17 protein-coding genes and 1 tRNA gene are annotated in these 18,167 nt (G+C 72.4%); 8 read left to right on the forward strand and 10 right to left on the reverse strand.

Annotated elements, in window-relative coordinates:
- Positions 1-3 precede the first annotated feature (3 nt).
- The 5 genes from paaC to ACYVKF_RS06190 all read left to right on the forward strand — a co-directional run bounded on the left by paaC (position 4) and on the right by ACYVKF_RS06190 (position 4,690).
- Positions 4-987 carry a 1,2-phenylacetyl-CoA epoxidase subunit PaaC gene (gene paaC / locus ACYVKF_RS06170; RefSeq protein WP_082580626.1) on the forward strand — a complete coding sequence of 328 codons (984 nt, stop codon included), beginning with the start codon at positions 4-6 and terminating at the stop codon, positions 985-987.
- On the forward strand, positions 984-1,487 hold the full coding sequence (gene paaD, locus ACYVKF_RS06175; RefSeq protein ID WP_369796264.1) for a 1,2-phenylacetyl-CoA epoxidase subunit PaaD: 504 nt from the start codon (positions 984-986) through the stop codon (positions 1,485-1,487). The genes paaC and paaD overlap by 4 nt, the downstream gene beginning before the upstream one ends.
- A gap of 1 nt (position 1,488) precedes the next feature.
- Positions 1,489-2,589 carry a 1,2-phenylacetyl-CoA epoxidase subunit PaaE gene (gene paaE, locus ACYVKF_RS06180; RefSeq protein WP_460965590.1) on the forward strand — a complete coding sequence of 367 codons (1,101 nt, stop codon included), beginning with the start codon at positions 1,489-1,491 and terminating at the stop codon, positions 2,587-2,589.
- 66 nt (positions 2,590-2,655) lie between these two features.
- A complete protein-coding gene (locus ACYVKF_RS06185) occupies positions 2,656-3,834 on the forward strand; it encodes a thiolase family protein (protein WP_460965592.1) in 1,179 nt (392 codons plus the stop codon).
- 1 nt (position 3,835) lies between these two features.
- A complete protein-coding gene (locus tag ACYVKF_RS06190; protein WP_460965594.1) occupies positions 3,836-4,690 on the forward strand; it encodes a 3-hydroxyacyl-CoA dehydrogenase family protein in 855 nt (284 codons plus the stop codon).
- A gap of 141 nt (positions 4,691-4,831) precedes the next feature.
- On the opposite strand, the gene ACYVKF_RS06195 is transcribed toward ACYVKF_RS06190, so the two are convergent.
- Together ACYVKF_RS06195 and ACYVKF_RS06200 are read right to left on the reverse strand one after the other, a co-directional pair.
- On the reverse strand, positions 4,832-5,455 hold the full coding sequence (locus ACYVKF_RS06195; RefSeq protein ID WP_460965596.1) for a TetR/AcrR family transcriptional regulator: 624 nt from the start codon (positions 5,453-5,455) through the stop codon (positions 4,832-4,834).
- A 52-nt stretch (positions 5,456-5,507) separates the two neighbouring features.
- Complete coding sequence (locus ACYVKF_RS06200) at positions 5,508-6,758, reverse strand: D-arabinono-1,4-lactone oxidase (RefSeq protein ID WP_460965598.1); 1,251 nt, start codon at positions 6,756-6,758, stop codon at positions 5,508-5,510.
- Positions 6,759-6,821: 63 nt separating this feature from the next.
- Between ACYVKF_RS06200 and ACYVKF_RS06205 the strand changes: the two genes are divergently transcribed.
- Positions 6,822-7,286 carry an SRPBCC family protein gene (locus tag ACYVKF_RS06205; protein WP_460965600.1) on the forward strand — a complete coding sequence of 155 codons (465 nt, stop codon included), beginning with the start codon at positions 6,822-6,824 and terminating at the stop codon, positions 7,284-7,286.
- A 202-nt stretch (positions 7,287-7,488) separates the two neighbouring features.
- On the opposite strand, the gene ACYVKF_RS06210 is transcribed toward ACYVKF_RS06205, so the two are convergent.
- The 3 genes from ACYVKF_RS06210 to ACYVKF_RS06220 form a co-directional block, all read right to left on the reverse strand.
- Positions 7,489-8,550, reverse strand: coding sequence for an NAD(P)H-binding protein (locus ACYVKF_RS06210; RefSeq protein WP_460965602.1), 1,062 nt, complete (start codon positions 8,548-8,550; stop codon positions 7,489-7,491).
- Between the two features lie 92 nt (positions 8,551-8,642).
- On the reverse strand, positions 8,643-9,731 hold the full coding sequence (locus tag ACYVKF_RS06215) for a glycosyltransferase (protein WP_460965604.1): 1,089 nt from the start codon (positions 9,729-9,731) through the stop codon (positions 8,643-8,645).
- Positions 9,732-10,015: 284 nt separating this feature from the next.
- Positions 10,016-10,600 carry a TetR/AcrR family transcriptional regulator gene (locus ACYVKF_RS06220; protein ID WP_460965606.1) on the reverse strand — a complete coding sequence of 195 codons (585 nt, stop codon included), beginning with the start codon at positions 10,598-10,600 and terminating at the stop codon, positions 10,016-10,018.
- Positions 10,601-10,716: 116 nt separating this feature from the next.
- On the opposite strand from ACYVKF_RS06220, the gene ACYVKF_RS06225 reads away from it, so the two are divergent.
- Positions 10,717-12,216: an MFS transporter gene (locus ACYVKF_RS06225; RefSeq protein WP_056920486.1), complete on the forward strand. Its 1,500-nt coding sequence runs from the start codon at positions 10,717-10,719 to the stop codon at positions 12,214-12,216.
- 123 nt (positions 12,217-12,339) lie between these two features.
- Here the strand turns inward: ACYVKF_RS06225 and ACYVKF_RS06230 are convergent.
- A tRNA-Tyr gene (locus ACYVKF_RS06230) sits at positions 12,340-12,420 on the reverse strand.
- 91 nt (positions 12,421-12,511) lie between these two features.
- Here ACYVKF_RS06230 and ACYVKF_RS06235 point away from each other — a divergent pair.
- On the forward strand, positions 12,512-13,012 hold the full coding sequence (locus ACYVKF_RS06235; RefSeq protein ID WP_056915524.1) for a YajQ family cyclic di-GMP-binding protein: 501 nt from the start codon (positions 12,512-12,514) through the stop codon (positions 13,010-13,012).
- Between the two features lie 101 nt (positions 13,013-13,113).
- On the opposite strand, the gene ACYVKF_RS06240 is transcribed toward ACYVKF_RS06235, so the two are convergent.
- From ACYVKF_RS06240 to htpX, 4 genes are all read right to left on the reverse strand, one after another.
- Complete coding sequence (locus ACYVKF_RS06240; protein ID WP_235529343.1) at positions 13,114-14,064, reverse strand: serine/threonine-protein kinase; 951 nt, start codon at positions 14,062-14,064, stop codon at positions 13,114-13,116.
- A 184-nt stretch (positions 14,065-14,248) separates the two neighbouring features.
- The gene (gene pepN, locus ACYVKF_RS06245; RefSeq protein ID WP_460965609.1) at positions 14,249-16,723 is read right to left on the reverse strand and encodes an aminopeptidase N; all 2,475 of its coding nucleotides are present in this window, start codon (positions 16,721-16,723) and stop codon (positions 14,249-14,251) included.
- Between the two features lie 94 nt (positions 16,724-16,817).
- Positions 16,818-17,021, reverse strand: a complete 204-nt coding sequence (locus ACYVKF_RS06250) for a cold-shock protein (protein ID WP_056915526.1) — start codon at positions 17,019-17,021, stop codon at positions 16,818-16,820.
- Positions 17,022-17,267: 246 nt separating this feature from the next.
- Entirely contained in the window at positions 17,268-18,143 is an 876-nt protein-coding gene (gene htpX, locus ACYVKF_RS06255; protein WP_056920488.1) for a zinc metalloprotease HtpX, read from the reverse strand.
- Positions 18,144-18,167 lie beyond the last annotated feature (24 nt).

Consider the following 18,167-nt stretch of genomic DNA (forward strand, 5'->3'; position numbering starts at 1 on the left):
GTGATGACCGACCACGTCGAGCCCGCCTCGCACCCCGCCGCTGACTCCGCCTCGCACCCGGCACCGGACCCCTCCGACGCCCACGGGTCCGTCTACGACGGCCTGCTCGGTGGCGACCCCTCGCACTGGGCCTTCGGCACCGACTTCGAGGACCCGCTCGCGGGAGTCGACACGACCGTGCCGGACGGCGTCGACGCCGGTGACCTCGGCACCTACTGCCTGATGCTCGCCGACGACGCCCTCGTCGCGTCGCAACGGCTCTCGCAGTGGACCAGCCGTGCGCCCGACCTCGAGGAGGACATCGCGCTGGCCAACATCGCGCTCGACCTCCTCGGCCAGGCGCGGCTGCTGCTGGCCCGCGCTGCCGCCGCCGACCCGTCGCTCGTGCCCGCGCTGCCGTCGGGTTCGCCGGTGCCGCCCGAGGACGCCCTGGCGTTCTTCCGCGAGGCGGGTCAGTTCCGGAACGTGCGGCTCGTCGAGACCGACAACGGCGACTTCGCGGTGACCGTCGTCAAGCTGCTCGTCTTCGCGACGGCCCGGCTGGCGCTGCTCGAGCGGCTGTCCGCGAGCCGCGACCACGTGCTGGCCGCCGTGGCGGCCAAGGGGGTCAAGGAGCTCACCTACACCCGCGACTACGCGGGGCGCTGGTTCCTCACGCTGGCCCAGGGCACCGACGAGTCGCGCCGCCGCCTCGACGCGGCCCTGGCGGCCGTGTGGCCGTTCCAGGCCGAGCTGTTCGCGACCCACGAGGTCGAGGCCCGCGTGGCGGCTGCCGGCGTCGGGGTCGACCCCGCGACGACCGCCGACGACGTGGCCGTGGTGCTGGCCCAGGTCTTCGCCGTCAGCGGTGTCGACCAGCCGACCCAGGGAGCGCTGGCCGCAGTCCAGGGCAGGCAGGGCCGCGACGGACTCCACACCGAGGCGCTCAGCCTCCTGCTCGCCGAGATGCAGGTGGTCGCCCGCGCCCACCCGATGGGCCAGTGGTGACCACCCTCAAGGAGAGGGCGGTCGCCGTCGCCCGCACCGTCACCGACCCCGAGATGCCGATGCTCACGCTGGAGGACCTCGGCGTCCTGCGCGAGGTCGAGGTCGACGAGGACGGCCACGTCGTCGTGGCGATCACCCCGACCTACACCGGGTGCCCTGCCATGGCCGCCATGCGTGACGACCTCGTCCGGTCGCTGCAGGACGCCGGTATGCCGGGCGCGCGGGTCCGCGTGTCCCTCACCCCCGCGTGGTCGAGCGACTGGATCACCGAGCGCGGCCGCCAGGCGCTGCGAGACCACGGCCTGTCCGCACCCGGACGGGCCCCGGCCCGTGGCGGCCCCGTGACCTTGTCCCTCATGCCGACGCGACGTGAGATCGCTTGTCCCCGTTGTGGATCCGCGCAGACCGAGCTCACGTCGGAGTTCGGACCCACCGCCTGCAAGGCGCTCTACCGCTGCACCGGCTGCCTCGAGCCGTTCGAGCACGTCAAGGAGATCTGAGTTGACCTCGGCCGCCCCCTCGTTGCTGCTGAAGAAGCCCCGACGCCCCGCCCCCACGTTCCACACCCTCACCGTGCACGCCGTCGAGCCGTTGACCGACGACGCCGCCGCCGTGAGCTTCGAGGTGCCGGACGAGCTCACCGAGTCGTACGCGTTCGACGCCGGCCAGTCGCTGACGCTGCGCAGGTACGTCGACGGGGTCGAGCAGCGCCGCACCTACTCCATCTGCGCCACCGTGGGCGACCGGCCGCGCATCGGGGTCCGCGAGATCCCTGACGGCCTGTTCTCCCAGTGGCTCCTGCACGAGCTGCGGCCCGGCGACGAGGTCGAGGTGCAGACGCCCCACGGCACCTTCCGCGCCGACCCTGCCGAGGGCGGCCGCCACCTGTGCATCGCGGCGGGGTCGGGAATCACGCCGATGCTGTCCATCGCGAGCACGGTCCTGGCCAACCCCGAGGCCGAGGTCACCCTCCTCTACGGCAACCGCACCACCGGGTCGGTGATGTTCGCCGAGGAGCTCGCCGACCTCAAGAACCGCCACGGCTCGCGCTTCCAGCTCGTGCACGTGCTGTCCCGCGAGCCACGCGACGTCGAGCTCTTCTCGGGCCGCCTCGACGCCGACCGGCTGCGTCGACTCTTCGACGTCCTCGTGCCGGTCCACGACGTCGACCACGTCTGGCTCTGCGGCCCGCTCGCGATGATCGAGTCGGCCCGCGAGGTGCTCGCCGAGCTCGACGTCCCCGCCGACAAGGTGCACTTCGAGCTGTTCTACGTCGACGAGCCGCCGCCCGAGCTGCACCGGGCCGACGCCGTCGTCGAGGGCGAGACCAGCGACGTCACCGTCGTCCTCGACGGGTTGAGCTCGACCACACCGATGCCGCGGGGGCAGTCGATCCTCGACTCCGCCCAGGCCACCCGCACCGACCTGCCGTTCGCCTGCAAGGGCGGCGTCTGCGGCACCTGCCGCGCCCTGGTCCGGGACGGCGAGGTCGACATGCGCCGCAACTACGCCCTCGAGCAGCGCGAGGTCGAGCAGGGCTTCGTGCTCACCTGCCAGAGCCACCCCGTCAGCGACACCGTCACCGTCGACTTCGACGCCTGACCCGGACCGGCCCGGGCACCTCCCGGCCCCGCGCCATACCGACGAACACCCTGAAGGAGCACCACCGTGACCGAGGCCTTCCTCCTCGACGGAGCCCGGACCCCGATCGGCCGGTATGCCGGCGGGCTCGCCACCGTGCGCCCCGACGACCTCGCGGCGCTCGTCGTCCGTGAGGCGGTCGAGCGTGCGGGCGTCGACCCCGAGCTGGTCGACGAGGTCGTCCTCGGTGCGGCGAACCAGGCCGGCGAGGACAACCGGAACGTCGCGCGCATGGCCACCCTGCTCGCCGGGCTGCCGCAGTCGGTGCCGGGGTTCACGGTCAACAGGCTCTGCGCCTCGGGGCTGACCGCGGTCGCCACCGCGCGGCAGATGGTGGCGTCCGGCGACGCCGACCTCGTCGTGGCCGGTGGGGTCGAGTCGATGACGCGCGCGCCGTGGGTGATGGAGAAGCCGTCCAAGGCGTTCGCTCGCCCGGGGGCGACCTTCGACACCTCGATCGGGTGGCGGTTCACCAACCCGAGGTTCGACGCGGACACGACGCTGTCGATGCCGCAGACCGCCGAGCGGGTGGCCGAGCGCTGGGGGCTGACGCGTGAGGAGCTCGACGAGTTCGCGCTGCGGTCGCACCAGCGGGCGGTCGCGGCGATCGAGGCGGGGAGGTTCGCCGACGAGATCGTGGCGGTGCCCGTGGGCGACGGCGAGTTCTCCGTCGACGAGGGACCACGGGCCGACACCTCGCTCGAACGGCTCGCGAGGCTCCGCCCGGTCAACCACCCCGACGGCCTCGTGACCGCCGGCAACTCCAGCTCCCTCAACGACGGGGCGGCTGCGGTCGTCGTGGCCAGCGAGGCGTTCATCACCCGCCACGGACTCGAGCCGCGCGCAAGGCTGGTGGCCTCGGCCAGCGCCGGGGTCGCGCCGGAGGTCATGGGCATCGGCCCGGTGCCGGCCACCCAGAAGGCCCTCGACCGCGCCGGCTGGGCCATCGGGGACCTTGACGCCGTCGAGCTCAACGAGGCCTTCGCCTCGCAGTCCCTTGCCTGCATCCGCGACCTGGGCCTCGACGAGGACATCGTCAACGCGGACGGCGGCGCGATCGCGCTCGGCCACCCGCTCGGGGCCTCCGGGACGAGGATCCTGCTGACCCTCGTCGGCCGGCTGGAGCGGGCGCAGGCCCGTCGCGGGCTCGCCACGCTGTGCGTCGGGGTCGGCCAAGGTGCCGCCCTGCTGGTGGAGAGGGTCTGACATGAGCTCGGAGTCGATGCTGCCCGCGGTCGTCGGTGTCTACGGCGGAGGGCGGATGGGGGCGGGGATCGCCCATGCGTTCCTCGTGTCCGGTGCGCAGGTCGTCGTCGTCGAGGGCGACGAATTCCTCGCCGACGCTGCACGGGGGCGGGTCACCACGAGCATCGGCAAGGCCGCCGAGCGCGGTCTGCTGACCGGCACGGTCGACGAGGCCCTGGCCGGCCTCACCGTCACCACGACCACGTCCGACCTGGCCGGCTGCTCCTTGGTCGTCGAAGCCGTCCCCGAGGACACGGCCCTCAAGCTCGAGGTCCTGCGGCGGGCCGAGGACTCGGCACCCGACGCCGTCCTGGCCACCAACACCAGCTCGCTGTCGGTCAGCGCCCTCGCCGCCGGACTCCGCGCGCCCGAACGCTTCATCGGACTGCACTTCTTCAACCCCGTCCCGGCGAGCGACCTCGTCGAGGTCGTCGTCGGCGAGCAGACGGCCCCGGCCCTGGTCGACCGGGCCCGGGGCTGGGTGACCGCGCTGGGCAAGACCGGCATCACCGTGCAGGACTCCCCCGGGTTCGCCAGCAGCCGCCTCGGGGTCGCCATCGCGCTCGAGGCGATGCGGATGGTGCAGGAGGGCGTCGCGTCCGCGCAGGACATCGACACGGCCATGACCCTGGGCTACCGCCACCCGGTCGGCCCGTTGCGGACGACGGACATCGTCGGCCTCGACGTACGGCTCGCGATCGCCGAGCACCTCACGCGAGAGCTGGGCCCGAGGTTCGAGCCGCCGCAGGTGCTGCGCGACAAGGTCGCGGCCGGCGAGCTCGGCCGCAAGACCGGGCGCGGCTTCTACGACTGGTGACCCGCCGTGGGGTGGCGACCTGCCCCTTCCGGGACCTCTGAGGCGGCAGATCACCCACCGTGGGCGGGGATGTGGCCGCCCCGATGCCCCGGCTGCCCGGCTGCCTACAGGCTCGGCGGCAGCCCCGGCTGCCCCGGCTGCCTACAGGCTCGGCGGGCGCAGGGCGAGGCCGTCGAACGCCAGCGTCGTGATGGCGTCGGACAGCTGCTCGGCGTCGACGGCTCCGCCGGGGCGGTGCCACTCCACGAGCGAGTTCACCATGCCGAACAGCAGCCGGCTCACCAGCGCCGGCGGGACGTCCGAGCGCAGAGAGCCCTCCTCGACGGCCTCGCGCACCAGCCCGGCGAACCGTGCATCGAGGTCCCGCCGGCGCCGCAGCGCCGCCAGCTCCACCTCGCTGTTGCCCCGCACCCGCAGCAGCAGGGTCACCGCAGGCTGGTGGTCCACGAGGACCGCGACGCTGAGCCGCACGGCCCGACGCAACCGGTCGTATGCCGTGGCACCGGCGACCTCGCGACTCGCCTCGTCGAGGACCTCGGTGAGGCCGTCCAGCGCCTCGTCGAGCGCCTGCGAGAGCAGGTGCGTCTTGCTCGGCACGTGGTGGTAGATCGCGGACTTGCTGAACCCGAGCTCGCGGGCGAGGTCACCCATGCTCGTGCCGTCGTAGCCCTGCTCGTTGAACAGCTCGATCGCCCGGCGCAGGACGGTCTCCTGGTCGTACCCGGGTCGTCCACGCCGGGGTGCTCCAGCCGCCGCGTCACTCACGCGGCCACACTCTCACAGGGCCCGGCGGTCCACGGTCAGGCGGAGACAGGACTCACCCCAGCACGCGGTCGACGAACGCCCCACCGAACTTGCGCTCCGGGTCGAGCGAGTCCCGCAACCGCTGGAAGTCGTCCCACCGCGGGTACATCGGTGCGAGGTCGGCCGCGGCGGCCACGAAGCACTTGCCCCAGTGCGGCCGTCCCCCGAGCGGCAGGAGGACGGCCTCGATGTCCGGCAGGACGCCATACACACCCGCCTCGTCGAGCTCCCAGGTGAAGTGGAACCCGACCACGTCCTCGTCGTGGGAACCGCTGAGCCACAACGGATCTGACGCCACCGTGCGGATCTCGGCGTTCTGCAGGACCGGGCCGAAAACCGGCTGGAGCCGCCGCAGGCCCTCCATCGCGGTGAGGGCGTTGCGGCGCGGCACGAGGTACTCGCTCTGCAGCTCGGCTCCGCGGCTCGGCGTGAACTCGAGCCGGAAGTGCGGCAGCCGCTCGAGCCACGGGCCGGGCGTCCCGGTCTGGTCGGTCACCGACTCGGTCGGCGCGCCGTCGAGCATGTGCATGACCCGCGTCGCGCGAGGCGACCCGAAGAAGTCGGTGGGCGAGTCGGCGCCGCGGCTCTTGCACCAGACCTGGCGCACCGCCGTGTCGTCGAACCGGGTGAACAGGCTGACGCTGTCGGCCGCGCCGGTGATCGCGTCGAGGTCCGCCTCCACCACCGACCACGGCACCCCGGTGAAGACGTCCTGCCGGACCAGGTAGGTCGGCTCGACGTCGAGCGTGACGCGGGTGACGACGCCGAGGGCACCGAGCGCGACGACGCTCCCGTCGAACCCCCCGTCCCCGCGGGACACGCGCAGCAGCGCACCGTCGGCGGTCACCAGCTCCAGCCCGGCCACGGCCGCGGACAACGAACCCGTCCGGTCCCCCGACCCGTGCGTGCCCGTCGCGACCGCGCCGGCGACGCTGATGTGCGGCAGCGACGCGAGGGAGGCGAGCGCCCACCCCTGCCGCTCGAGCTCGGCCGCGACCACCCCGTACGACGCGCCGCCGGGGACCGTGGCCGTCCCCGCCTCCGCGTCGACCACCACGGCCCCGGGGGCCGCCGGGTCCACGAGCTCGGACGTGCAGACGAGCACTCCCTCGGTGTCGGCGAGGGCCGTGAACGAGTGCCGCGACCCCAGCGCGCGCACCCGACCAGCTCCGGCCACGAGCTCCTGGAGCTCGGGCACCGAGCGCGGGCGCTCGACGCGCTCCGCGCGGTAGGTGACGTTGCCGGACCAGTTGCGCTCGACCATGGCCCCAGTCTGCCGTTCGGGCCCCGGACGCGGCGGGGGCGCCCATGCACCAGACTCGGGACCATGACGGTCTTCTCGGCTTCCAAGCGCTCCACGGCCGTGGTGCCGTTCTCCCGGGAGGCCGTGTGGTCGGTGCTCAGCGACGCGGGACAGGTCGCGAAGCTCACTCCGATGGTGCGTTCCATCGAGGACCACGGCGGCACCTGGCTGTGGAAGCTGGCCCCCATCGAGGTCCTCGGCAAGAACATCGGCCTGGCCTTCACCGAGCAGATGGACCTGCAGCCCACCGAGCGGATCGAGTTCACCCACACCCCGAGGGGCGAGGAACGCGCCGGGGTCGAGGGCACCTACACGTTGACCGAGAAGGGTGAGGGCACCCTGCTGGCGATCGACCTCGGGGTGCACGTCGACCTGCCGTTCCCGAGGATCGCCAAGCCCGCGGTGCAGACCACCATGCAGGGGGTCATCGCGGCGATGGGGGCCGGGTTCGCCCACAACCTCGATCGCCACCTCAAGTCCCGCCGCTGACGCGTCGACGGGGCCCGCACGACCGACCCGACCTGACGCCCCGACCTGACGCCTCGACCCGACCCGCCGGGCACAACGGCGGTTGCGAGGCAAGGCTCGGGGAAGTAACTCCCGTCTTGCCTCGCCACCAGCGGTTTGCCGTGTCGCTGGCGAGGGCGCGAGGGTGCGGCGAGTGCAAGAGGCGGTATGGCGGTGTGGCCGGTCAGCGCGAGGGGGGCGGACCGAGCAGCAGCCCGCGCCACCCGCCGCGGGCATGGTGCACCGGTAGGCCGTCGCGGCGCGACACCTGTCCGCCGGCCCACTCGGCATCGGAGTGCAGGGGGCCGAGGACGTCGCGGTCGACGTCGGGCACCACGTCCGCGGGGACGAGCAGGGCCCGTTCGAGGGCCGTGTCGACCCCGGTGAGCCGGTGGCCGGGCGGCAGCAGCTCGCGGCGGAAGTCGTCCTCCCGGCAGACCATGTCGTGGTGCAGGCTCTCGACGAGGGTCTGCACCGTCGAGGCCGGCGCCGCCGTGAGCACCGGCGCCAGCCGTGACACCAGGGCCGTCGGCAGCATCGGCACGGTCACCTGGACCCGCGTGAGTCCGGCGAGCCGGGCGTAGCGTCGCAGCAACCCGGCATACGCCAGGGGCTCTCCGCTGCCCACGTCGTAGGCGCGACTGGTCGCGGGGGCACCGAGGGCGCCCACGAGGGCGGCCACCACGTCGGTCACGGCCACGGGCTCGACCCGGCTGCTGCGCATCCACGTCGGGAGCACCTGGAGGGGAAGCCGTTCGCTGATCTGGCGCATCACCTCGAAGGAGGTGGACCCGCTCCCGACGACCATGGCCGCCCGCAGCGCCAGCGTCGGCACCCCCGAGTCGGTGAGGACCTCCTCGACCTCGAGGCGCGAGCGGAGGTGCGGCGACAGGTCCTCGTCCGGGAGGTCGGGCACGAGGCCACCGAGGTAGACGATTCGACCGACCCCGGCGCGGACCGCGGCATGGGCGGCGTTGTAGGCACCCTCGCGGTCGGTGGTCGCGAAGTCGTCGCCGCCGAGGCCGTGGATCAGGTAGAACAGCGCGTCCGCCCCGGCCACCGCCGCCCGGGCGGAGGCCCGGTCGAGCACGTCCATCTGCACGACGGTGACCCGGTCGGCCCACCAGAATCGCTCGGCGGACGCGATCCGGGTGAACGTCGCCGTGACCTCGTGGCCCGCCTCGAGGAGGGCCGGGACGAGGCGGCTGCCGATGTACCCGCCCGCACCGGTGACGACGACGCGCACGAACACCTCCCGACCGGTCGGCGCCGACCGCGCCGTACTGCTGCGAACCTACCCGCGGCCGCCGGACGGCGCCCACGCGGGCAGCGACCGTCTCAGGCCGTGCCGCCGTCCACGCCGAGCCGCTTCGCCTGCTGGAACGTCGAGATCATCGCGATGGTCGACTCTGCACCCTGGTCCGCGTGGCCGACGCGTCCGGCGAGCGCACCGCACCCACCGCCGCTGTCGCGGTCGTGCAGGACGGTCCCGGCGTCGTTCGCGCCCTCGAACCATGCCGAGCAGCGGCCGACCGCGGCACTCCACCGGGGGTCGGCCGTGACGTCGAAGGCCCGCGCACACGCGTCGGCCAGGGCCGCCACGTCCACCGGCTGCTGGTCGAAGGGCGTCCGGGCCTCACCGAGCCCCCACCCGCTGGGGGGGCAGACCGACACGAGGCCGTCGGTGGTCTCGGTCTCGACCAGCCAGCTCAGCATCGCCAGCCCCTCGGTGAGCCACTTCCAGACGCCCAGCAGCGAACCCGCCGCCAGCAGGGTCTCGGCCAGGGCGGCATTGGCGTAGCTCAGTCGCGGCTCGGGCCAGTGCCATCCCTCGGCCGGTGTCGGTCGACGGCCGAGCAGCGGGTCGGGCGGGGCGATCAGGGTGGCGGCGTCGGACAGCAGCTCCCGCGCGACCACGTCCCGTGGCCGCACGGCGAGAACCTCCGCGGCACCCAGGCCGGCGAACGCCATCGAGCGCGTCGAGGGCGACCGCAGGGCGGCGCCCTTGGTGAACGCATCGAGGGCCCGCCAGTCGGACAGCTCGGGCGCGCGAGCGACCCCCGTGCCGAGCGCCCAGAGGGCGCGCCCCCACCCGTCATCGACCGCCGCGGCGTCCGACCAGGAGCCGTCCACGGCCCGGCGGTTGCGGAAGGCGCCGTCGTCGGCCTGGGCGTCGAGGACGTAGGAGAGGTAGGTCGTCGCGAGCTCGGTGAGCGCGGCGGAGCCCTCCGGCTCCCTGGCCGTCACGACGAACGCCCGTGCCACGTCGTCCACGCAGTACCCGCCCTCGCGGACGGGGACCGTCAGGACGGCTCCCTCGAAGACGCCGATGTCGTCGGTGAGGTGGGCCAGGTGCTGGAAGGAGACCCCTCCCGGCGCAGTGTCGGCCGGGGAGGACGGGCTGAGGACCCGGTGGGACACGGACATGGGCGAACCTTCCTGGTTACCCCCGCGTCGCGAGCCGACGTGGAGCACCACCACCCATGAGGGGCGGCGACGTGCACGCACGGTGCGTTGTGGCCCTCGCGGAGTCGACACGCTCGGGCCTGTCGGACGACTTCGTCACGACGCGTCTCGTTTCCTGGGGAGACGCCGAGACCTTGACGGTAACACCCGGGGCAAGCCCCTCCCCCAGGGAAACCGCGTGCAGCCCCCCGCCGCGCCGGTCAGGTCCGCAGCCGCACGCCCCAGGCCGCGCCCCGTCGCACCGGTCAGGCCGCGCGGATACCGCCCAGGACGATGCTCACGACGCGCTCCTGCTGCGCCGGGTCGAGCTCGCCCATCATCGTGCAGCCCCCCACGAGGCGCAGCAGGTCGGACGGTTCGACGTCCGTGCGCGCGACGCCGGCGTCCTGGGCGTTGCGGAGCACGGCCCCCGCCGCGTCGTTGACGGCCTGGCGGGAGTGGGTGAGCAGCTCCGAGTCGCGGCCGACCGCGTCGACGAGCTCCTGGAACAGCGCCCGCTTGGTCGCCACGTAGTCCAGCAGCGCCCAGACCCACTTCTCCAGCGCGGGCCACGGCTCCTCACCCTCGATGAGCAGCTCGGCGCGGTCGCCGAGCGCGTCGACGTCCTCGCGGTAGACCGCCTCGAGCAGGGAGAGCCGGGTCGGGAAGCGCCGGTAGAGCGTGCCGATGCCGACCCCGGCCCGGCGGGCGATCTCCTCGAGCGAGGCGTCCGCGCCGGACTCGCGCAGGACCTCGCGAGCGGCCAGCAGGAGTCGCTCGAGGTTGCGCTGGGCATCGGCACGCATCGGCCGCTCCGCGGCGAGCTGACCGGCAGCGGGGGTCGGGACCACCTGACACGCACCTCCATCACGGGAATGACTTGCAAAGCGGAGGCAGCCTCCGTATCGTCGTATCCGGAGGGACCTTCCACTTCTCCGACCATCGTACCTGAAGGAGCACGACCATCGTGTCTGCCCAGACTGTTGCCGCTCCCGCGGCCACCCCCGCGTCGCCCACGGCGCGCGGCCCCCGTCGGCGCGTCTCCCCGACCGTCGTCCTCGGCGTCATCCTCACCGCCCAGCTCATGGTCGTGCTCGACGCCACCATCGTGAACGTCGCCCTGCCCCGGATGCAGACGGCGCTCGACTTCACCCCCACCGGCCTGTCCTGGGTCCTGTCCGCCTACACCCTCGCCTTCGGGGGGCTCCTGCTCTTCGGTGCGCGGGCCGGCGACCTGTTCGGTCGGCGCCGGGTCTTCCTCACCGGTATGGCGCTGTTCGCCGCCGCGTCGTTCGCCGGCGGCTTCGCCACCACCGCCACCTGGCTCGTCGCCTCCCGGGCGGCCCAGGGCGTCGGGGCGGCCCTGGCCGCACCGGCGGTCCTCGCCCTGCTCATGTCGACCTTCCCCGAGGCCCGCGAGCGCACCCGCGCCCTCGGCCTGTTCACCGGCGTCTCCATCGGCGGTGCCGCCATCGGGCTCATCGCAGGGGGCCTGCTCGTGCAGTGGTTCTCGTGGCGCTGGGTGATGTTCGTCAACGTGCCGATCGGCCTGGCCGTGATCGCCGCCGCCCTCCTCGTCGTCCCGGAGACCCCGAGGTCGACCGGGCGGATCGACGTCGCCGGTGCCCTCAGCTCGACCCTCGGCATGACCGCCCTGGTGTACGCGTTCGTCCGTGCGGCCGAGGCCGGGTGGAGCGACACCGAGACGATCGCCTCGTTCGTGGCGGCAGCGGCGCTGCTCGTCCTGTTCGTCCTCGTCGAACGTCGCGCAGCACACCCCATCGTGCCGCTCGAGCTGTTCGCCAACCGCACTCGTGCCGGCTCGTACGCCGGACGCCTGCTCCTCGTCGCCGGGATCATGGGGACGTTCTTCTTCACGACCCTCTTCCTCCAGGACGTGCTCCACTACAGCCCGCTGCAGACCGGCCTGGGGTTCCTGCCGCTGACCGCTGCCCTGTTCCTCGCCTCCCAGCTGAGCGCTCGACGGTTCGTCGAGCAGTTCGGGCCGCGGCGCGTCATGGTGGTGGGGACGCTGCTCTCGACCACCGCGCTGGCCCTGCTCAGCCGGATGTCGGAGACCAGCAGCTACTGGTCGATCCTCGTGCCCCTCGTCCTGCTCGGGCTCGGCAACGGCACCGCGTTCGTGCCGCTCACCGGCGCCTCGCTGCACGAGGTGGAGCCGCAGCACGCCGGAGCGGCCTCGGGCCTGGTCAACGTCACCCAGCAGGTCGGCGGGTCGCTCGGCCTGGCCCTGCTCGTGACCGTGTTCGGCACCGCCAGCCGGCACGCCGCGGCCGCTCCGAGCCATGGTCGCTCGGTGGTGGAGCAGTCCCAGCACGTCTTCGTCGCCGGGGCGTCCACCGCCCTGACCGTCGCCGCCGGGCTGCTGCTCCTGACCGTGGTGGTCGTGTCCCAGCTCCACCGCACCCCCCGCGCCGCCCGGGCCGAGGTCGCCCCCGCCGTGTGAGGACCCGACCGTCGCAGCCGACCACGGGCGCGCGTCGCGCCGACCATCGGCGCGCGGCGCGAAGGTGGACGACGAAGGGCCTCCGTCAGCGATTGCTGTCGGAGGCCCTTCGTTCGCACTGGGTGGCAGGTGAAGGATTCGAACCTTCGAAGCTTTCGCGATGGATTTACAGTCCACTCCCATTGGCCGCTCGGGCAACCTGCCTTGGTGCGCGTGGAAGAATAGCAAGGACAACCGCGATTGCTGAAACCGGCACCAGCTGCCCGTCAGCGGTGCCCAGGAAGGACACGCCCTCATGGCCGACAGCTCGTTCGACATCGTCAGCAAGATCGACCACCAGGAGGTCGCCAACGCCCTCAACAGCGCCTCCCGTGAGGTGGCCACGCGCTACGACTTCAAGAACGTCGGCGCCTCCATCGAGGCCAGCGGCGAGGACAAGGTCGTCATCAAGGCCAACACCGAGGAGCGTGCCAACGCCGTCCTCGACGTCTTCCAGACCTGGCTCGTGAAGCGCAAGGTCTCGCTCAAGCACCTCGACGTCCCCGAGCGCGGACCGCAGCTCTCCGGCAAGGAGTACCGCCTCGAGCTCGGCCTCCAGGAGGGCATCTCCCAGGAGAACGCGAAGAAGATCGGCAAGATCATCCGCGACGAGGGGCCCAAGACGGTCAAGAGCCAGATCCAGGGCGACGAGCTGCGCGTCACCAGCAAGTCCCGTGACGACCTGCAGGCCGTCCAGGCGCTGCTCAAGGGCAAGGACGACCTGGACTTCGCGATCCAGTTCACCAACTACCGCTGACCCACGCGGCCGGACAGGTGTGCCGCCGTGCCCGAGTCGGGCACGGCGGCACACGTCTGTCTGGGGCACCCTCGCACCGGAGGGGGCGCACGGAGGTCGAGTCAGGCCTCCAGGGCCATGGTGGGGCCACCGAGGTCGGGGAACCGCAGCACCGAGCCGTCCGAGTCGGTGTCCGGAGAGTCGTCGTTCCAGCCGTCGAGGGCGATCGCGAGACCGAGCGCCAGCCCCGCCATCTCGTGGTCGCCGATGCCGACGCGGCTGGCCACCTCGCGGGCGTTGGACGGACGGTCGCCCGGGTCCTTGGACAGGCAGTCGTTGACCAGGTCGGCGAGGTCCTTGGGCACGTCGTCGGGCAGCGGCGGGGGCGGCTCGTTGACGTGGCTGAGGGCCGTCGCGACCGGGGTTCCGCGGTCGAAGGGGCGCTGGCCCGTGAGCATCTCGTGCGCCACGACCCCGAGGGCGTAGAGGTCACTGGCTCCGGTGGCGGCCTCGCCGAGCGCCTGCTCGGGGCTGATGTAGTGCGGCGTCCCGAGCATCTCGCCGGCGCGGGTGTGACCGGCCGCGTCCAGCGCCCGGGCGATCCCGAAGTCGGTGAGCTTCACCAGCCCGTCGGGACGGACGAGGATGTTCGCGGGCTTGACGTCGCGGTGGACGACGCGCGCCTCGTGGGCCACGCCCAGCGCGAGGGCTGCCTGCCCGAGCAGGGAGCGCACCTCGGGCGGGGGCAGGGCGCCACGGCGGCGCAGCAGGAGCGAGAGCGGCTCGCCCTTGACCAGCTCCATCACGAGGAAGGCCAGGCCGTCGTCCTCGCCGTAGTCGAAGAGGGTCGCGATGTTGGTGTGCAGCAGGGCCGCCGAGTGGACGGCCTCGTCGCGGAAGCGCTTGGCGAACAGCTCCTCGTGACCGGTGTCGGGCCGCATGACCTTGATGGCCACCGCCCGCTGGAGCACCTGGTCCGCGCCGGCCCAGACATCGGCCATGCCGCCGGAGGCGATACGGGCCCCCAGGAGGTACCGGTCGCCGAGGACGAACCCCTCAGACAACCTGTTCACGCTGCGAGCTCCACGAGGAGACCTCCGTCGACCGAGGTGTACGTCGATTGACATCTCAAGAACCTCGCGACGTCAATGGTAGGCCCCATCCGGACAAACCGCGCGCCAAGGGAACGGGCCCGGCGACCCGCCTGACCTGCGACGACGCCGTCCATGGCACCGTCCGTCCCACCCGCCACACGGGCTACCCGAAGGTGGCGCGCGAGCGCAGCGCCTCCCCCAGCTCGGACCGCGCGTCGACGATGCCCCGGCGCACCGCCGGCGTCAGGTCGGTGCGCTGCAGTGCCGCCCTGGCCATGTCATCCGTCGCCTCCTCGACGACCCGCGACGGGAAGCCGAGCTGGGCCACCCGTGCCAGCGCGTCGTCGCCGACCCAGGCGCTCATGGCCGGGACGTCGCTGAAGTAGCGCGCGGCATACGGGCGGAGCACGTCGAGCTCCCCGGAGGACCAGAAGCCCTGGGCGAGCGCGTTGAGCTCGTAGTTGGAGCGCTCACGGTTCGTCGTGATCTCACCCCAGGCCCACGCCTTGGCCTCGGCGTCGGGCATCGATGCACCGGCCATGAGCGCGCTGAGCCGTCCCTGCAGCGTGTCGTCACGCTCGCGGGTGGCCTCGATGAGCTCTCGACCGGCGAGTCCGTGGGAGGCGAGGTTGCGGACCACGATCCACCCGAAGTCCGAGTCGCCCTCGAGCCCGACGGGGCGGCGTTCGCCGGCCGCCCACGCCCGCAGGAGCTCCTCGTCGGCGGAGGTGCGCGCGACGGCGCGGGCCGCCACGAGGGCCCGGGTCGACCCGGGCTCCGCCGCTGCGAGGACCGATGCTGCTGCCGCAACGACCACCTGCTCGGCTTCACCCTGCTCCTCGTGCGGCAGGAACGTCGGGATGATCCGGCCGAGCAGGCTGCCCGCCGAGCGGTTGAGGATCGAGGCGTTGTCCTCGTGCGGCCACGCCGCACCCACCGTGCGCACCATGACCCGGGGGTCGACGGTGCCGAGGCAGACGCCGTCGATGAGGGACACCCACACGACCGCGCGCGCCTGCGGGTCGGGCACGAGCGCGAGCTGCTCGGGCACCGCGGCGATCGAGTCGGGGTCGAGGGTGACGGTGGCCCAGGTGAGGTCTCCCGCGTTCGGCACCACGAGGTCGGCGGCGGGCGCCGCCGCCAGCTCGGGGACGACGGTCCGGTCGCCCGAGGTCGTCACCGGGACGCGGAAGGTCTCGGCACCGGCCGAGAAGCCGGCCACGTCGAAGGTGTGCGGCCGGTCGGCCGGGAACGCTTCCGGGACGGTGCGGTCCACGGCACCGGCAGCGCGGTCCAGCGAGATGACGTCGACCCCCGCGGTGAGCAGCCAGGCCTGCGTCCACGCGCCGAGGTCCTTGCCGCTCGCGCGCTCCATGAACCCCATGAAGTCGGCCAGCGTGCCGTTGCCGAACGAGTGCTCGCGCAGGTAGGCGGAGACGCCGGCGATGAAGGCGTCGTCACCGATGTGGGCGATGAGCTGGCGCAGCGTCGCGGCACCCTTGGCGTAGGAGATCCCGTCGAAGTCCTGCAGGGCCGACTGCGCGTCGAGCGCGGCCGAGCCGGCGACGGGGTGGGTCGAGGGGGTGCGCTCCGCGGCATACCCCCAGGCCTTGCGGGCCATGGTGGAGTCCACCCACGCCTCGGTCCCGAACTCGGTCGCCGCGTCCAGCGTGCGGTGCGACATGTACTCGGCGAAGGACTCGTTGAGCCACAGGTCGTCCCACCACTGCATCGTCACGAGGTCGCCGAACCACATGTGCGCCATCTCGTGGGCGATCGTGTTGGAGCGCGTGAGGATCTCGTCCCGGGCCGCCGCCCCACGGAAGACGTAGACGTCGCGGAAGGTCACGCAACCGGGGTTCTCCATCGCGCCCGCGTTGAACTCGGGCACGAAGACCTGGTGGTACTCCCCGAACGGGTACCGGATGCCGAAGAGCTGGTGGTAGTAGTCGAAGCTCGCCCTCGTGACCTCGAGCATCTGGGGCGCCCCCCGCTCGAGGGCCTCCCTGAGGGACGCACGGGCGTGGATGCCCAGCGGTATGCCGTCGTGCTCGTCGAGCACGGACGCGTAGGGACCGGCGCAGACCGTGACGAAGTACGTGGCCAGCGGCTTGGTCTCGGCGAGCTCCCACCGACCGGGGGCCACCTTCGTGGCGGCACCGTTGCCGAGGACGGTCCACGCCTCCGGGGCGGCGACGGTCACGGCATACGGGGCCTTGAGGTCGGGCTGGTCGAAGCAGGCGAACACGCGCGGGCCGGCGTCGAGGAACAGGTGGCCGTAGACGTAGTGCTCACCGTCGGCAGGGTCGACGGCGCGGTGCAGTCCCTGCCCGTCCCGGCTGTAGGACATCTGGGCCTCGACCTCGAGCACGTTGTCGGCGGCGAGGCCGCTCAGGGTGACGCGGCCGTCAATGAGGGTCGTGACGTCCACAGGCTCGCCGTTGAGGACCATCGAGCGCAGCTCGGCAGGCTTGACGTCGACGAAGGTCGACGCGCCCGGGTCGTTGCACGAGAACGTGATCCGCGTCGACGAGCCGAACCGCTCCTCCCCTTGGTCGAGGTCGAGGTCCACCTCCATCCGCGTCACCTGCAGCAGGGCTGAACGTTCGCGGGCTTCGGACCTGGTGAGGGACGGCATGGGAGCGATTCAACCAGCACCGGCCCCCGGACAGACCGAAGCCCCCGACCAGAGCTGGTCGGGGGCTTCGGTGGAGTTCACCGGTTGCGGTGGCTCAGATGACGCGGACCTTCTCGGCCTGCGGGCCCTTCGGGCCCTGCGTGATGTCGAACTCCACGCGCTGTGCCTCGTCGAGCGAGCGGTAGCCGCTGGACTCGATCGCGCTGTAGTGCACGAAGACGTCGGGGCCGCCGCCGTCCTGCTCCACGAAGCCGAAGCCCTTCTCAGCGTTGAACCACTTGACAGTTCCCTGTGCCATGGGATTTCTCGTTCCTGTTGGCCGAGGTGGGTCGCGGACGCGACTCACCAGCTGCGCACACCACCACGACACGGAACAAGCCGCTGAAGAAAAAAGGCCCGCACACTGGCGGGCCCACTCAGACGAGGAACTGCAACTGCAACTGCGCCAACCATACCGTGCCGGAGCCGTTTGCCGAAACCACCCCCGGCGGGCCTGTCGCAGGACCCGTCGGACGCACCCTCGGAGTGCGTCCGACGGGCGCCCTCAGCTCTGGCGGAAGCCGTAGGCCTGCTGCTCGAGGCGGGCGATCCGCTCCGCCATCGGCGGGTGCGTCGAGAAGAACCGCGACACGTCCTGAGGCCGGAACGGGTTGGCGATCATCATGTGGCTGGAGTTCTGGATCGCCGGGGTCGGCTGCAGGGGGGCGCGGGCGACGCCGGTCTCGAGCTTGCGCAGGGCCGACGCGAGGGCGAGCGGGTCGCCGGTCAGCTTCGCGCCGTCCTCGTCCGCGTCGTACTCGCGGGTGCGGCTGATCGCCATCTGGATCATCATCGCGGCGAAGGGTGCCAGCAGCGCCATGGCCAGAAGGGCAAAGGGGTTCGGGCGGTCCTCGTCGTTGCCGCCACCGCCGAACATGCTCGTGAACATGAGCATCTGGGCCACGGACGTGATGACACCGGCGATCGCGGCAGCGACCGAGCCGGTGAGGATGTCGCGGTTGTACACGTGCATCAGCTCATGGCCGAGCACGCCGCGCAGCTCGCGCTCGTCGAGCAGGCCGAGGATGCCCTCGGTGCAGCAGACGGCGGCGTTCTCGGGGTTGCGTCCGGTGGCGAAGGCGTTGGGCGCCGAGGTCGGGCTGACGTAGAGGCGGGGCATCGGCTTGCCGGCGGCGGTCGACAGCTCCCGGACGATCCGGTACATCGCGGGCGCCTGGGCCTCGCTGACCGGGTAGGCGTGCATGGCCCTGATGGCGAGCTTGTCGGAGTTCCAGTAGCCGTAGGCCGTCATCCCGACACCGAGGAGGGCGAACAGCCAGATGTACCGGCCGCTGCCGATGACGGAGCCCATGGCCAGCAGCACGGCGAAGATCCCGCCGAACAGGGCCGCGGTCTTGAGTCCGTTGAAGTGGTTGTGCATGTCAGCCTCAACGCTCCCTCAGGT

It is taken from the genome of Pedococcus soli (assembly GCF_054782575.1).

Coding starts and splice junctions, on each gene's coding strand:
- paaC (WP_082580626.1), top strand. CDS start 4: ATGACCGACCACGTCGAGCCCGCCTCGCACCCCGCCGCTGACTCCGCC.
- ACYVKF_RS06190 (WP_460965594.1), top strand. CDS start 3,836: ATGAGCTCGGAGTCGATGCTGCCCGCGGTCGTCGGTGTCTACGGCGGA.
- ACYVKF_RS06200 (WP_460965598.1), bottom strand. CDS start 6,758: ATGGTCGAGCGCAACTGGTCCGGCAACGTCACCTACCGCGCGGAGCGC.
- ACYVKF_RS06205 (WP_460965600.1), top strand. CDS start 6,822: ATGACGGTCTTCTCGGCTTCCAAGCGCTCCACGGCCGTGGTGCCGTTC.
- ACYVKF_RS06215 (WP_460965604.1), bottom strand. CDS start 9,731: ATGTCCGTGTCCCACCGGGTCCTCAGCCCGTCCTCCCCGGCCGACACT.
- ACYVKF_RS06235 (WP_056915524.1), top strand. CDS start 12,512: ATGGCCGACAGCTCGTTCGACATCGTCAGCAAGATCGACCACCAGGAG.
- pepN (WP_460965609.1), bottom strand. CDS start 16,723: ATGCCGTCCCTCACCAGGTCCGAAGCCCGCGAACGTTCAGCCCTGCTG.
- ACYVKF_RS06250 (WP_056915526.1), bottom strand. CDS start 17,021: ATGGCACAGGGAACTGTCAAGTGGTTCAACGCTGAGAAGGGCTTCGGC.
- htpX (WP_056920488.1), bottom strand. CDS start 18,143: ATGCACAACCACTTCAACGGACTCAAGACCGCGGCCCTGTTCGGCGGG.